Raw genomic sequence first — 15,085 nt, forward strand, 5'->3', positions numbered from 1 at the left:
TTCCTTTTTTCCGGCTACAAAATTACCCCATGACGCGCTAAGCCGGTCAAATATTAATGCAACAGCGTATAGATTTAACATATCCCTGCAGCCTCCAAAAACAGCCATAAATCGCTACATTTGCCTATGCAATGGACATTTACGCTGGAACAGCTGCCGGACGTAGCCGGTGCTTTCTGGAATTATTTTGGCGATAAGCAGGTATTTACGCTCAATGGGCCCATGGGTGCCGGTAAAACCACGATGATCAAAGCTTTATGTGCGGCCAAAGGCGTAGCCGACGCCACCGCCAGCCCTACTTTTTCCATTATCAATGAATACGGTTACCTGGACCCACAGGGGAAACCACGCCGTATCTATCATTTGGACCTCTACCGGCTGAAAGACGAAAATGACGCCATCAGTGCCGGTGTGGAAGACACGCTCTACCAGGACGCCATCAGTTTTGTGGAATGGCCCGACGTGATAGCCCCCCTCCTACCACCGGATACCATCCACCTTCAGCTGGAGGTGCTGCCGGACCAAAAAAGGGTACTGCGCGAAATCTCCGCATCTGACAAATAGTGTATCTTTACAAATACAGAAAAACAATATTGACCGTTTTATGGAGCAAAGGCAAAAACCTGTAGTGAGTGCTGGCTTTACTTATTCACCACTGGAAGAAACGCTGGATATCCCACAAAAAAATTCCCGTTTATTCATCGGTATACCCAAAGAAACATCCTTCCAGGAAAACCGTATTGCCCTGACGCCTGACGCGGTAAGCATCCTGGCTGCACACGGACATCATATCGTGGTGGAACATAAAGCCGGCGACGGTTCCCACTATTATGACACCGACTACTCAGAAGCCGGCGCTGAAATCGTTTACGATAAAAAGGAAGTCTTTAAGGCAGAGATCATCGTTAAATCAGCGCCGCTGAACGATGAGGAAATAGAGCTGTTACATCCCCACCAGATTGTTATCTCCCCCATCCATCTGGCCGCGCTGAAAGCGCCACAGGTACAGAAGATGATGGACAAACGCATCACCCTGTTGTCTTTTGAAAATCTGAAAGATGACGCCGGCACCTACCCCATCGTAAGGGCGATGAGTGAAATTGCCGGTGGCGCCGTGATGCTCATTGCCGGTCAATACCTGAGCAATGGCAACAAAGGCAAGGGTATCCTTCTGGGCGGCATTACCGGTATCCCACCCACCAAAGTGGTGATCATCGGCGCAGGCATTGTAGGTGAATTCGCTGCCCGTACCGCGATGGCACTGGGCGCTTCCGTAAAAGTATTCGACAACAATATTTACAAGCTGAAAAGGCTGCAAAACAATATCGGGGTACGGGTATTTACCTCCGTTATACAGCCTAAAGTGCTAGCCGAACAACTCCGCAATGCTGATGTAGCGGTAGGCGCCCTCTCCTCCCAGAGCGGCCGTACGCCTATTGTGGTGACCGAAGCGATGGTGAGCAATATGAAGGCCGGCTCTGTGATTGTAGATGTGAGCATAGACCGCGGCGGCTGTTTTGAAACTTCAGAAATCACCAGCCACGAAAACCCGGTCTTCAAAAAATACGACGTGGTACACTATTGTGTTCCGAATATCCCCTCCGGCTTTGCCCGCACCGCCTCTGAAGCGATCAGCAACGTGCTGATGCCCCTGCTGGTGGAAGCAGCCGATGACGGCGGCTTTGAAAACCTGGTGTGGATCAAGCGCGGCGTAAGAAACGGGATCTACCTGTACAAAGGCGCCCTTACCAATTACCACCTCAGCGAAAAATTCAAGCTTAAATACACTGACCTGGAGCTGCTGTTGGCAGTCAAAGGGTAACTGTGATGACCATGATTATTGCTGATTCTCCTGATTCAGGGAGATTGATGCGGAGAGTTGGACGAAGATAAAAGCGAATCGCCGATGATGTTATATCATCGGCGATTCGCTTTATAAAGTCAGTACTTTTTGATCTTCGGGCCGATCTTCGTTCAGATCTTCGCTAATCAGGAGAATCAGCAATAATCATGGCCATCACAGTTACATCACAGTTACAGTTTTTTCCCCATCAGGATGGCGACAATAATGATTCCGCCAACGATGATACGATAGTAGCCCCACATCTTAAAACCATACTTTTTGAGGGTGCCGATAAAGAATTTGATCGCCAGCATAGCCACCACAAAAGCTACGATATTACCTACCAGCAGCAGTTTTAGGTTCTCCGGATGCGCCATCAGCAGTTCTCTGCCTTTGAGCAGTTTATACCCCGTGGCAGCAGCCATGGTAGGCACGGCCAGGAAGAAAGAGAACTCGGCCGCTTCGCTGCGGGTAAGCTTCTGTTGCATACCGCCGATGATGGAGGCCGCACTGCGGCTTACACCCGGTATCAGCGCCAGGCACTGGAAGAAACCGATACGCAGGGCGGAGAATATGCTGATTTTTTCGTCTGAATCGATCACCGGATTGCGGAACCAGTTGTCCACAAACAGCAGCACGATACCACCCAGGAACAGCGTTACGCCCACCGTCAGCGGGCTTTCCAGCAGCTCATCAATTTTATCGCTGAAGAGATAACCGGCGATGAGAGCAGGAACCACCGCTACTGCCAATTTAAGGTAGAACTGGAACCTGTTTTTATCGAAAACAAGGAATTTCCGCCAGTACAATACCACCACGGCCAGGATGGCGCCCAGCTGTATCACCACTTCAAACAGCTTGGTAAATTCATCTTTGTTGATACCCAACAGGGAGCTTACAATAATCATATGTCCCGTGGAGGAAATGGGCAGAAACTCGGTCAGCCCTTCCACAATGGCGATAATGATGGCATGGAAGAAGTTCATTAAAATCAAGTATGGTTAAAATGTGATAAAAAAAGCGATGAGGGCATCATCGCTGTTATAATATGATTGTTGGCTCAAATTATTCTTTTGTTTTGGGACGGGCCATGATGGCATATACCTCTATCAGCAGGCCCAGTACAATCACAATGGGCGCCAGGGTGATACGGCGGAAGCTGTATACTTCTTCCGGCTTGAACGTATTGGGGTCGTTGCTGTTTCCGCCCATCATGAGGAGGAAGCCGATCACAACTACTACGATACCCGCCATCATGTACTTGTAGTTTTCTTTAGGAAAGATAGGCCGGCTGTCGGTCACCTGGGTATCTTTTGTCACAGTTGATCTGAGCGTTTCTTTAGCCATAGTGTTTATTTGTTAAGATGATGTTGCATTAATAAAGATCGTCCAGTTTCAGCCGCAGGTATTTCATTACAGAGCGGTGGGTACTGAACAGGGAGATAAAGATGCCCACGACGATCATGCCCAGGAAAAGCAGGGCGATCATCATATTGTCGCGTAATCCGTTCAGTTCCGGCAGTGCTTTGTCGGCAAATGACAGGATACCTACGAGGCCGGCAATAGCGATAAGTGCACTGATAGCGCCGTTGGCAATACTGCGGAGATCGAACGGTTTGGCGATGAACCAGCGGGTAGCGCCCACCATCTGCATGGTTTTGATCAGGAAACGGTTGCTGAACATAGCCAGACGGATCGTATTATCGATCAGGAAGATGACCACCAGTGCCAGCAGGCAGCTGATAATCAGGATCACCATCCCTATTTTATTGACGTTTTCATTCAGTTTCTGTACCAGGCTGCGCTGATAGGATATCTCCCGGACGATGTTCTGCTGGGTGAGATTGTTCTCAATGACCTTCAGGCTGTCTGTGTTCACATAGTTGGCGTTGGCCTTGATATTGATGCTGGCATACAGTGGATTGTACTGTAGCAGCTGGATGAAATCCTCGCCGAAGTCCTTTTTAAAACGATCGGCAGCCACATCTTTCGATACGTATTCAATAGATTTGATATACGGTTTGTGAGCAATGGAATCACGGAGCGCCAATGCCTGGTTCTCTTTCACATTATCTCTCAGAATCACCTGAATTTCAATATTTTCCTTGAAATACTTGCTGAGTTTGCTGGCATGGATAACCACCAGCCCCAGTGTACCTAATGAAAATAATACCAGCGCTACCCCAATAATGGAGTAGATATAGGACGGCTTGGATTTTTTTGCTGATGATTTCCCGGATTGCGCCATTAATCTTGCAGTTTATCGGCGAAAATAATAAAAATTAGTAGTTATGTGTTTAATTTTGCCAGTCCAACCTGTCACTGGCAGCAATATATGTTAAGAAAACGGCAATATATAAAGATGTTGGGGGATGTCATTGCTGTATTAATATTTTTAACATTATTTTGCCGAAACGGCATCATCCGATTTTAAATTTATAACTGATAACGCGGTAAAGCCCGGATGTATTGTTTATACCCCGGTCGATTATCGTTCATCTACATTGAGATATGGAATACAATTTCAGGGCAATCGAAAAGAAATGGCAACAGCAATGGAAGGAGTCCCACGCTTATAAGGTAAGCAATGACAGCCCCAAGCCCAAATGTTATGTGCTGGACATGTTCCCCTACCCCTCCGGGGCAGGCCTGCATGTTGGCCACCCGCTGGGTTATATTGCAACAGACATCTACTCACGCTATAAAAGGCTAAAAGGCTTCAACGTACTGCACCCTATGGGATACGATGCCTTCGGCCTACCAGCGGAACAATATGCCCTGGAAACCGGTCAGCATCCTGCCGTGACCACCACCCAAAATATCAAGGCTTTCCGCGAACAGCTGGATAATATCGGCTTTTGTTATGACTGGGACCGCGAGGTAAACACCAGCGACCCTTCTTACTATAAATGGACCCAATGGATTTTCCTGCAGCTGTTTGAGAGCTGGTACAACCGCATCAACGCAAAAGCAGAACCTATCAGCACCCTGACAGCCATCTTCGAACAGGAAGGCAACAGCCGTCATGCCTGCCCGGGTGACCGTCAGCGGACCTTTACTGCTGCTGAATGGAAAAACTACTCCGAAAAGGAACAACGGGAAGTACTGATGCAGTACCGCCTCGCCTTCCTCGACTACGCCGAAGTGAACTGGTGCGCTGCCTTGGGCACCGTACTGGCCAACGACGAAGTGATCAACGGTGTGAGTGAACGCGGCGGCTTCCCCGTCGTGAAAAAGAAAATGCGCCAGTGGTTCCTGCGCATCACGGAGTACGCCGATCGCCTGCTCACCGGCCTCGAAACCGTTAATTTCAGCGACGCCATGAAGGAAATGCAGCGCAACTGGATCGGTAAAAGCCAGGGCGCCGAAGTGACCTTCTCTGTGAAAGGCTCCGATCATACCATCGAAGTATATACCACCCGTCCCGACACTATCTTCGGTGTGGACTTCGTGGTGATTGCCCCGGAGCATGAACTGATACAACAGATCACCTCCGCTGAACAAAAAGCTGAGATCGAAAAATACCTCGAATACGTTCAAAGCCGCTCCGAAAGGGAACGTATGGCAGACGTGAAACAAATCACCGGCTGCTTTACCGGCGCCTACGCCATCAACCCGCTCAACGGCCATGAAATACCGGTATGGACCGCAGAATACGTGCTGGCAGGCTATGGCACCGGCGCCGTAATGGCCGTGCCTTGCGGTGATCAGCGTGACTTCAGCTTCGCCCGCCACTTCAACATCCCCATCACCAACATCATCGGGGATGCATTCAACGGCGAAGAAGCCAATCCCACCAAGGACGCCAAACTGCAAAACAGCGGCTTCCTCGATGGCATGGACATGAAGCCCGCCATGGACGCGGTGATCGACAAACTGGAAGAAATGAAGATCGGCAAACGCCAGATCAACTTTAAAATGCGCGACGCCGGCTTCAGCCGCCAACGGTACTGGGGTGAACCTTTCCCAATCGTATTCAAAGACGGCATAGCCTACCCGCTGGACGAAAAAGACCTCCCGCTGGAGCTGCCACACGTAGACCAATACAAACCCGGAGAAGAAGGAGAAGGCCCGCTGGCCAATATCACCGACTGGGTAAACGTAGCGCCCGACGTAAAACGCGAAACCAACACAATGCCCGGTTATGCCGGCAGCAGCTGGTACTTCCTGCGTTATATGGACCCTCATAACAGCACCACCTTCGCTGATCGTAAGGCCACCGATTACTGGAACCAGGTAGATGTATATGTAGGCGGTACCGAACACGCCGTAGGACACCTGCTCTATTCCCGTATGTGGACCAAAGCGCTCTATGACCTGGGCCACATCGGATTTGACGAACCATTCAAATCACTGATCAACCAGGGTATGATTGGCGGTAGCTCCAGACTGGTATATCGTATCCGCGGCACTCAGCAGTTCGTTTCCCATGGCCTGAAAGACCAGTACGAAACAGATCCGCTGCACGTAGACGTAAATATCGTTGACGGCCTGGAGCTGGACATGGAAGCTTTCAAAAAATGGAAAGCCGATTATGCTGAAGCTACCTTCATCCTGGAAGATGGGAAATACATCTGCGGCGTACTGCTGGAAAAAATGAGCAAACGCCTGTTCAATACTGTCAACCCGAACGACCTGGTAAATAAATTCGGCGCGGATACCTTCCGCATGTACGAAATGTTCCTCGGACCAGTAGAACAGTCCAAACCTTGGGACACCAAAGGCATTGAGGGAGTACACCGTTTCCTCAAGAAGCTGTGGCGCCTGTTTGCTGACGAAAACAAAGGACTCATCGTTACCAACGATGCTGCCACGCCGGAAGAACTGAAAATATTACACAAAACTATCAACAAAATTGATGGCGACACCAGCAGCTTCTCTTATAATACAGCTGTCAGCCAGTTTATGATCTGTGTGAACGAACTGGCCACCATGAAATGCAACAAACGCGCTGTATTGGAACCAGTGCTGATATTGCTCACACCTTATGCCCCGCACTTCGCTGAAGAACTGTGGCATCTGTTAGGCAATACCACCAGCATCCTGGACGCTGCTTATCCGGTGTATGACGAAAGCTTTACCAAAGAAAGCACCTTCAACTACCCCATCGCAGTAAACGGTAAAACCCGCACTGAAATGGGCCTTCCGCTGGATGCAGACAACAGCGCCCTCGAAAAAGAAGTGCTGGCCAGCGAAGTAGTGCAGAAATGGCTCGATGGTAAACAACCGAAAAAAGTAATCATCGTAAAAGGCAGAATGATCAATGTGGTGATATAATCGCACAATCATCTACCTATAAGAAAAAAGCGCGCAAAGCTATAGCCTTGCGCGCTTTTTTATGTATAAGGTTGATTTAAATACCGAGAATAAACCACCCGGTGATAAACGCCACCAGCATCATGATAAACCCCGACAATAGTAACGCCAGCCCCTCTTCCCTGTCCTCCGACATCAGCAGCATCACGCCTACGATGCCATAAGCCAATACCAGCAGGCCTAACAGTATGCCTGCCGTTTCCAGATTATCTCCTCTGCCAATACCCAGTGCGATGAAAAAAATCAGCAGTGGTATTAGGGCAAGGTAACCGGTTTTCCACCAGAAGTTGCGCATAAGCGTCGTTTTAAACATGGCTAATGAAGTCCGGCAATGATAAGTCCGCAGGTAGACAAGCCTACCATCATGATAATACCGGCTGCCAGCACCATTGCCTTACCTGCTTCTGCACCCTCCCTGGAAAATATAGCTAACAGCACGCCTATCACCAGGTAAGCCGGCACTACAAACAACAACAGTAAACCGGCACTCAAAATCCCTTCATCGCCGGAAACCGCCAGCACTAAAGCAATTGACAGCGGCACACCTAACATCCACAACAGCTTTTGAACAAAAGGTTTCATATATAACGTTTATGACTGAACGGATTCCCTTTCCTCCTGTAATGTTTTCAGATAAGCTTCTTTGTCATCCCGGTAAAACAGGTTCATCGTTTCAAACGGAATAATCCTGCCATCTTTATGTACAATATGCACACAGGATTTTTTGATGGCGCGCACATCGAAATCATATGCATCAATAAACCGCATGATCACAATCCGGAAAAGATTGTTGTAATCCAGTCCGGGCGCCTGTATCTGTGGCAGGCAACACAATAAAGACTGCATATCACAAACCGCCGCATCGGTGGAAATTCCGGTACTGAAAATTTTCAGCACATGCTGATGCAGTTTCTCATCCTGCTCATATACGATGGTGTTTTTACTATTGTTCAGCAAAACAGCCGGATCTACAAAACGGGTTAGCGGGAATATTTTTCCGTCTATTTTCAGCGCGTAGGCCATGGCCAATGCATCCGGATTACATGGTACCGGAATAATGTCATTGGCATTGAATATGGGCGACTGCTCCAGTATCCGTTGACGTACTTCCGTCAACGTTATACGGTCGGTAGCCGGATCAAAATCATCTGTACGGCCGGCCACCTGTACCGGCTGAAAGGTAACGCCCCTCACACACGGTTGCTGCAGGGCATAATCAATGATACTTCCCATTTCATCCTCATTGACGCCGCGTTGCAGCGTCACCACCAGTGTAGTGCTGAGGTTCACCTCATTCAGGTTTTCAAGCGCCTGCTTACGGGTATCGGTCAGGTCTTTGCCACGCATGCGTTCCAACGCTTCGGGCCTGAAGGAATCGAACTGCAGGTACACCTCAAAGTCAGGCATATAAGTAGCCAGCCGGGCTGTAAACGCTTTGTCTTTCGCAATACGTATCCCGTTGGTATTGATCATCAGGTGACGGATAGGCTTGCGCTTCGCGATGTCCAGTATTTCAAAAAACTGCGGATGGAGCGTCGGTTCGCCGCCACTGAGCTGCACCACGTCTGGCTGACCTTCATTGGCCACCACGATGTCCAGCATCTGCTCTATCTCTTCCAGGGTACGGTGCCGCCCATAATGAGGAGAAGACATCGCGTAACAGGTAGGACACGTAAGGTTACAACGGTCTGTCACTTCAATCACCGAAAGACAGGAATGCTGTTCATGGTCCTGGCAAAGCCCGCAATCATACGGACAACCGTAATGCGTACGGGTGTTGGTTTTGAGTGGTGCTTCCGAGGGTTTGTTATAGTTCCGGGTATTTTTATAATAATCGATGTCTGTAGCAATAAGTACTTTTTCCCTTCCGTGTGTGGGACAGTTTTTCACCATAAACACCTTGTTATCCTCAAATATAACTTTCGCGTCTACACGTCGCAGACAGGTGCTACAGATGCTTACCGTAAAATCGTAATACGTGTAATTTTTCTCAGGCATATTGTTTCTCAATTAATCGTGATGGGAAAATAATGACGGGCGCGTAATAAATCAGTCCGGCCAGACAGGCCAGTTGTATAGAACCAAGGCCAAAAGCGAACCGGTAGCCGGGCTTGATAAAATCGAGCAAAAAACGGAATAATAAATATCCGATCATGAATAGTTGAAAACGGGCGCCGCTCACCAGCCGGTAACGCCGGCCTGCCATGCGCAGCACCTGCCACAGCAGTAACAGGAAAACAATTTCATACAAAGCCACCGGGTGCCTCATCAGCCCATCTCCCAAATCCATTCCCCATGGCAAACTGGTGGGTACTCCGTAGGTCTCTTCATAAATACCCATACTGAAACAACCGATACGGCCAATGATCATGGCCAGTATCAACGGAAAAGTGAACAGGTCGCCGGTTGACTGCCGCTCTCCTACCAGCTTTTTAATGGTTTCCACCCCTATCAATCCCCCCAACAGGCCACCCACAATGGTTTTATTCTGGTAGATATATAACAACGGGTTAGTCGCGTGAAACAGACCAGGGGGATTCTCCAGTGCTCCCAACAGGCGGCTGCCCAGCAAAGCGCCAAAGGTAGCGCCAATGATAGACCAGATACGGTTGTTACTGTCTACCTGATCGCCCTGGCGGCGCCGCAGGAATAGGAAATACCGGAAACCGATGAACATGCCCAGCGTCTCCGTTATCACATGCAACGGAAGATGAAGAGAAGCAACAGACACATAGACAGGGTACACCACGGGGCAACTGATTATTTTATACACAAATTAATATTTATATTTAGATGTACAGTTTAAGCTGACAAAATATGTTACAGGAGGTATTAAAACAACACCAATCCACCTTCCACCCGGTGATCACGCTGCTTCATCCCGACGAGCAGCTGCTGGTCATGGATTTTACTGCCAACAATACGACCCTTACCAAACCTGTTCTGAACAATATAGACCGGTTCTGCCGCTACATTACCCGCACCCTCACCTCCGGTGGTTGCCGGCTGGGCATCGGTGGTTATAATGAGCACCGTACCATCTATGCCGTGAGTCCTCATTTTGATGCCGGAGAAGAGCCACGCAGGCTGCATCTGGGCATCGACGTATGGGGCCCTTCCGGCACACCGGTGTCTGCACCGCTCAACGGCCATGTGCACAGCTTCCGCTTCAACGACCACTTCGGGGATTATGGCGCGACCATTATCTTACAACATCAACTGGACGGTTATACGTTTCATACGCTGTACGGGCACCTTAGTATCTCCAACCTGCAAGGCCTCTACGAAAAGATGCCCATAGCGGCCGGGCAACAGTTTGCCTGGTTCGGCACACCCGCCGAAAACGGTGGCTGGCCGCCCCATCTGCATTTTCAGATCGTAACAGATATGATGCACTACCGTGGCGATTATCCTGGCGTATGCCGCTACAGTGAGCGCGACAAATACCTGCAAAACTGTCCCGATCCTGATCTCATCCTGCAGCTGAACCGTAATACGCACGGCTAAAAATATATCCCTATTGGCACAACTCGCAGCCTTAAAACTGCCATCCATCCATAGCCACTTGACATAAAGCAACGCGATTGATATTTTTACCGGCTAAACAGATATAGTATGAGAAACATATGGCTGACAGGCTTATTATGCCTGCTCGTGGGCGCAGCGGTGGCACAGGCACCGTTGCAGGTAATGACCTTCAACATCAGGATGAACACCAATAGTGACAGCCTCAATGCGTGGCCTTACCGAAAAGAGAAAGTAGCATCGGAAGTATTATTTCATCAGGCGAATACACTGGGCGTACAGGAAGCACTGTTTGACCAGATGGAAGACCTGCGCCGGTTGCTGCCTGGTTACAAATCCATCGGCGGTGGCCGCGAAGACGGAAAGAACAAAGGGGAATTCTCCGCCATCTTTTATGATACCAGCCGGCTGCAGTTATTGAAAACAGCCACGTTCTGGCTATCTGAAACACCGGAAGTTCCTGGCAGCAAAGGATGGGACGCTGCCATCACCCGTATTGTAACATGGGGACAATTCAGGGACAAACAAACAAAAAAGATATTCTATCATTTCAATACCCACTTTGATCACATGGGTAAAGTGGCGAGAAGGGAAAGCGCACGTTTCCTGTTACAGCAGGTGCATAAAATTGCCGGCAGCACACCTGCCATCATCACCGGTGATTTCAATGCCACACCTGATGATGAACCAATACAGGTAGTAATGGACACTAAAAACCCGCTGCATTTCACTGATAGCAAAAGCATCAGCGCCACGCCCCATTACGGCCCTATCGGTACGTTCAACGGATGGCATGCTGCTGAAGTAGATAATCAGCCTATTGATTATATTTTTCTGAAAGGGAAATTCAAGGTACTGCAACATGCTTCCATATCCCAGACATGGGGCGGCCGCTTTGCTTCCGACCACTTTGCTGTACTCTCACGTTTAATCCTGCAATAACACAAAACAAAGAAGGCGGGGAAGTAGCAAGCATACTTCCCCGCTTCTTTGCACGTTTTTTTTGTCGCATCAGTTACGTTAACAATCAATCGTGTGTATGATCAACGCTCATGCTGTTTTCCAGCGCGTTAACCACTTTGTTATGCAGGTTTCCATTGATGTCTACACTGATTTTGAGTTTTCCATTGGCAAAAGAGCCAGTGAAGTCACCCACCTGCAGCTTGGTCAGGATCAGGTCCATAGAGATTTTGAGAGATCCTTTCCAGTCGATTTTTTTGTCTGTTACCACCACATCTTTTCCGTGAGCCTGTAATTCAATCACGCCGGACAACAGGATTTCCATCGGGATTTTCTTACCGTCCCAGGTCAGGAATCCTATCAATCTAACAGCAGGATCTTTTTTGTCTCCTTCCACTCTGGCGTATACTTTCACCTGTTGATAAGTGCCCAGCGGAATTTTGATGGCGCCCAGCTGAGCAGGGATCTGTTTGAGATCAATCTGACGGTCTGTCTTTAATCTGAATTCCAGTTCATCTTTTCCGCGTTTAGCATCAAAGCGGATTTCCCGCAAGCGGGCAGTGGCGGTGTCCCACGTAATATCAAAACCACCGGAGCTCTTAGCCATGGAAGCGTCGCCGGTAATGGCAGACAAACGGCCCGCAGCATCGGGTGTTAACGTGTAGGTTGGATTAACCGCAGCAATTTCGTAATTGATAGATGTTGAGTCCTTCACGTCAGCAGTAGGTTGCTGATCAGGCCCCGACATGTCTTTTGAACATGATGCGAGCATCATGGTTGCGATGCCAAGCGCACCGCAGAATTGTAAGATTCCGGTTTTCATATTGATATGGTTTTAAATGACTACATTGGGGAAATGTGGACATAAAAATAAACAAGAAATCCGAAAAAAGAACTGATTAAGTATTAATTAATAATAAAAAATCCGGTTGAGCCTCACTCAACCGGATGAATATATGATAGGCCGTTCCTATTGATAAACGGGCATTATGCGTGTATGCGTTACCGTTCTAACATATGCAAGAGGCCGTCTTTATTCAGCAACAGGCGTTATACGTGTAGGCGTTGACGTTCCATTCACGATAGTCCCTGAACTAACAGCAATCGCTTTAATAATGTCTGTAATATTTTTAATATCAAGGGTAGATACTTCATCTTTCACCGTATGATAAAACTGGTCTTTATCAATCTGTGTGGTAGAAATCGTATGTGCGGGCACCCCTACCTTGGCCAGGTTGGCATTGTCTGAACGATAAAACAGGTTCTGCTCCGGATAAGGATCGGGATAAAAACGGAACTCAGATCCTGCAAGGTTCTTTTGCAGAATAGGGCCAAAATCTGATTTCTCAAACCCGGTAATAAACGCGCTGTTCTTACCAAATTTGGATTCCTTACCGATCATTTCGATGTTAAACATCGCTACAACTTTGGCAGGGTCCATATGTCCGGAGAAATAAGATGATCCATAACCACCCATCTCTTCTGCAGTGAAAGCCACAAAAACCAGGGAGCGTGCAGGATGTTTCTTCTTAAAGTAATTAGCGAGCATGATCACCGCGGTAGTACCGGATGCATCATCATCTGCTCCATTGGCAATGCTATCGCCGGCTTCAGCGGGTAATATGCCCAGGTGATCATAGTGACCGGAATAGATCACATATTCTTCCGGTTTTGTTTCGCCTTTAATCATACCGGCCACATTGGTGAACTCCTGCGCACGCACGCTGCGGGTTTGCTCCACAGACCAGTTGTCCTGTGCCGACAACGGTTCTTTTTCCAGCACCAATACCATCTGCCATTTAGCGGTATCTGCCGGCACTGCCTGTTCGCTGGCATACATACGGCTGGCGATGCTGCCTTCCAGATTGGCGATGTAACCACTCAATGAAGGAGCCAGCCATACGATCATATTTTTTTGCAGGGACTTGCGTTTGCTTAATGCAGCACGCAACTCGTCCACATTACCGGCACGCATTTCTGTGCAGTTAGTGGTATCCCTGTGTAACTGTATATGCCGTGAAGGCCCCACAGCCACAACAGGCCAGTCTTTTGTGGCACCATTCACCGTCAGCGTGCTCCCTGTAGTATGAAGCCCATAATAGTTAAAACGTTGCAGATAAGACTGCTCACCGGGCAAGGGCAGCAAGCCTGCTTTTTTAAATTCTTCGCTGATAAATGCAGCAGCTTTGTCAGACCCGGGTGTTCCGGACTGCCGGCCCTGCATATCGTCAGCAGCTAATGTGTTGATGATGCGGGCGACTTCTTTTTGTGGTACCTGTTGACTGTAGCCGGTGGTGAACATACACCCCGCAGCCAACGATAAGATCAGTTTTTTCATGAGCGGTTTTGTCTGTTGTATTTCGTTCTGGTTGTTGTTGGGACAGTTTGATATTTTTTACCTTACAAACCTGTAAGATAATATCATCCGGTTTAATTGCCTGCAATGCTACTATTTTTCCTGCGTGATGCGTTAACATCTTTGTAGGATAGTGATACAATAATGCATGGCGATGCCAGGGACTTTTCAGTATACGCTGCCGCAGCAATGCCGTATCTGTTGCCGGCAGGACCGTGTCTACAGGTAATAACTGAATGTTGATGACCTCCATAGCGGAGAAGCCTGTCTTCCGGTGCCTGTCCATTACAATAATCGTATCCGCCATTCGATCTACCATACTATTTTCCCGCAACAGCGTATATTCAACAGATTCACGAATCTGCACGGAATCACCGTTTGCAATTAACCGCGAATACATGGTGACCGTTTCTGGTATTACAGCTTCTATCCGGTATGACCCCAAAAGAGTCCTTCCTCGGCGACCGGGTTTTAATTTTTTTGGCTGGCGCGTGAATATCCTGTCGATATCCATATGCAGACTAGTCGGTATCCGCCAGCGTAAATCCTTCACCAGAGCAGCAGGCAGCTGCCAATGCCGGTCAGCACTGTCAATAACCGCGCCTACACCTAAAACGGTCAGCGTTTCGTGATCTGTCACCTTTAGTAGTATCGGTTGGTATAGCATGGCCATAATAGCCATTCCATCTGTATCCCATGTAGTCCAGGTAGCAGAATCACTGCTTACGAAATGGTAGCGGGCGCGGAGTGTTTCTACACTATCATCGGCATGCACAAGGGAGCAGGCGAGAATAGCATTGCGTTTATCAGCATCCAGTACCGTGATGTCGTAGATTCTGTCTGTAACGCAATGGTTTGTCGGAACATAGGAGGTCACAATGCGATAGCACCAGTGGTCATATTTGCGAAAAGTATTCTGTCCGGACAATGGCTGGTAACAAAGTAGCAACAGGCCTATACAGGCCACCATGAGGATAAGAGGGGTTTGTTGGCGCATAGTATAAACGGGATTGGTTGAAAAAGGGGAGCATGAGGATCTCACCATCATCAATATACAGTAATCGGCTGGATATAATTTGGTATTT

General features: G+C 48.5%; 15 protein-coding genes. 5 read left to right on the plus strand and 10 right to left on the minus strand.

The window, feature by feature from the left end; all coding sequences use genetic code 11:
- Positions 1-126: 126 nt before the first annotated feature.
- Positions 127-564, plus strand: coding sequence for a tRNA (adenosine(37)-N6)-threonylcarbamoyltransferase complex ATPase subunit type 1 TsaE (gene tsaE, locus HHL17_RS00465; protein ID WP_169222863.1), 438 nt, complete (start codon positions 127-129; stop codon positions 562-564).
- Between the two features lie 40 nt (positions 565-604).
- Positions 605-1,822 carry an alanine dehydrogenase gene (locus tag HHL17_RS00470; RefSeq protein WP_169222864.1) on the plus strand — a complete coding sequence of 406 codons (1,218 nt, stop codon included), beginning with the start codon at positions 605-607 and terminating at the stop codon, positions 1,820-1,822.
- A gap of 212 nt (positions 1,823-2,034) precedes the next feature.
- On the opposite strand, the gene HHL17_RS00475 is transcribed toward HHL17_RS00470, so the two are convergent.
- The 3 genes from HHL17_RS00475 to HHL17_RS00485 all read right to left on the minus strand — a co-directional run bounded on the left by HHL17_RS00475 (position 2,035) and on the right by HHL17_RS00485 (position 4,091).
- On the minus strand, positions 2,035-2,829 hold the full coding sequence (locus HHL17_RS00475) for an undecaprenyl-diphosphate phosphatase (protein WP_169222865.1): 795 nt from the start codon (positions 2,827-2,829) through the stop codon (positions 2,035-2,037).
- Between the two features lie 79 nt (positions 2,830-2,908).
- Positions 2,909-3,190, minus strand: a complete 282-nt coding sequence (locus tag HHL17_RS00480; protein WP_169222866.1) for a DUF3098 domain-containing protein — start codon at positions 3,188-3,190, stop codon at positions 2,909-2,911.
- A gap of 28 nt (positions 3,191-3,218) precedes the next feature.
- Positions 3,219-4,091, minus strand: coding sequence for a cell division protein FtsX (locus HHL17_RS00485; protein WP_169222867.1), 873 nt, complete (start codon positions 4,089-4,091; stop codon positions 3,219-3,221).
- 263 nt (positions 4,092-4,354) lie between these two features.
- Between HHL17_RS00485 and leuS the strand changes: the two genes are divergently transcribed.
- Positions 4,355-7,120 (plus strand): leucine--tRNA ligase, encoded by a 2,766-nt coding sequence (leuS, locus tag HHL17_RS00490; RefSeq protein WP_169222868.1) that lies wholly within the window; start codon positions 4,355-4,357, stop codon positions 7,118-7,120.
- Between the two features lie 76 nt (positions 7,121-7,196).
- Here leuS and HHL17_RS00495 read toward each other — a convergent pair whose 3' ends face one another.
- From HHL17_RS00495 to HHL17_RS00510, 4 genes are read right to left on the minus strand one after another with little or no spacing between them, the layout of a single operon-like run.
- On the minus strand, positions 7,197-7,454 hold the full coding sequence (locus tag HHL17_RS00495) for a hypothetical protein (RefSeq protein ID WP_169222869.1): 258 nt from the start codon (positions 7,452-7,454) through the stop codon (positions 7,197-7,199).
- 20 nt (positions 7,455-7,474) lie between these two features.
- The gene (locus tag HHL17_RS00500) at positions 7,475-7,741 is read right to left on the minus strand and encodes a hypothetical protein (RefSeq protein ID WP_169222870.1); all 267 of its coding nucleotides are present in this window, start codon (positions 7,739-7,741) and stop codon (positions 7,475-7,477) included.
- Positions 7,742-7,750: 9 nt separating this feature from the next.
- Positions 7,751-9,157: a radical SAM protein gene (locus HHL17_RS00505; protein ID WP_169222871.1), complete on the minus strand. Its 1,407-nt coding sequence runs from the start codon at positions 9,155-9,157 to the stop codon at positions 7,751-7,753.
- Positions 9,150-9,932 (minus strand): prolipoprotein diacylglyceryl transferase, encoded by a 783-nt coding sequence (locus HHL17_RS00510; protein ID WP_169222872.1) that lies wholly within the window; start codon positions 9,930-9,932, stop codon positions 9,150-9,152. The genes HHL17_RS00505 and HHL17_RS00510 overlap by 8 nt, the downstream gene beginning before the upstream one ends.
- Positions 9,933-9,976: 44 nt before the next feature.
- On the opposite strand from HHL17_RS00510, the gene HHL17_RS00515 reads away from it, so the two are divergent.
- On the plus strand, positions 9,977-10,666 hold the full coding sequence (locus tag HHL17_RS00515) for a peptidoglycan DD-metalloendopeptidase family protein (protein ID WP_169222873.1): 690 nt from the start codon (positions 9,977-9,979) through the stop codon (positions 10,664-10,666).
- A 108-nt stretch (positions 10,667-10,774) separates the two neighbouring features.
- Positions 10,775-11,626, plus strand: coding sequence for an endonuclease/exonuclease/phosphatase family protein (locus HHL17_RS00520; protein ID WP_169222874.1), 852 nt, complete (start codon positions 10,775-10,777; stop codon positions 11,624-11,626).
- A gap of 85 nt (positions 11,627-11,711) precedes the next feature.
- Here the strand turns inward: HHL17_RS00520 and HHL17_RS00525 are convergent, their stop codons facing one another.
- The 3 genes from HHL17_RS00525 to HHL17_RS00535 form a co-directional block, all read right to left on the minus strand.
- Positions 11,712-12,467, minus strand: coding sequence for a hypothetical protein (locus HHL17_RS00525; RefSeq protein WP_169222875.1), 756 nt, complete (start codon positions 12,465-12,467; stop codon positions 11,712-11,714).
- Positions 12,468-12,677: 210 nt separating this feature from the next.
- Positions 12,678-13,982 carry a M20/M25/M40 family metallo-hydrolase gene (locus HHL17_RS00530; RefSeq protein ID WP_169222876.1) on the minus strand — a complete coding sequence of 435 codons (1,305 nt, stop codon included), beginning with the start codon at positions 13,980-13,982 and terminating at the stop codon, positions 12,678-12,680.
- A complete protein-coding gene (locus tag HHL17_RS00535) occupies positions 13,873-14,997 on the minus strand; it encodes a hypothetical protein (protein WP_169222877.1) in 1,125 nt (374 codons plus the stop codon). The genes HHL17_RS00530 and HHL17_RS00535 overlap by 110 nt, the downstream gene beginning before the upstream one ends.
- Positions 14,998-15,085: the final 88 nt, after the last annotated feature.

This window comes from Chitinophaga fulva (genome assembly GCF_012927205.1).
GTDB lineage: Bacteria > Bacteroidota > Bacteroidia > Chitinophagales > Chitinophagaceae > Chitinophaga > Chitinophaga fulva.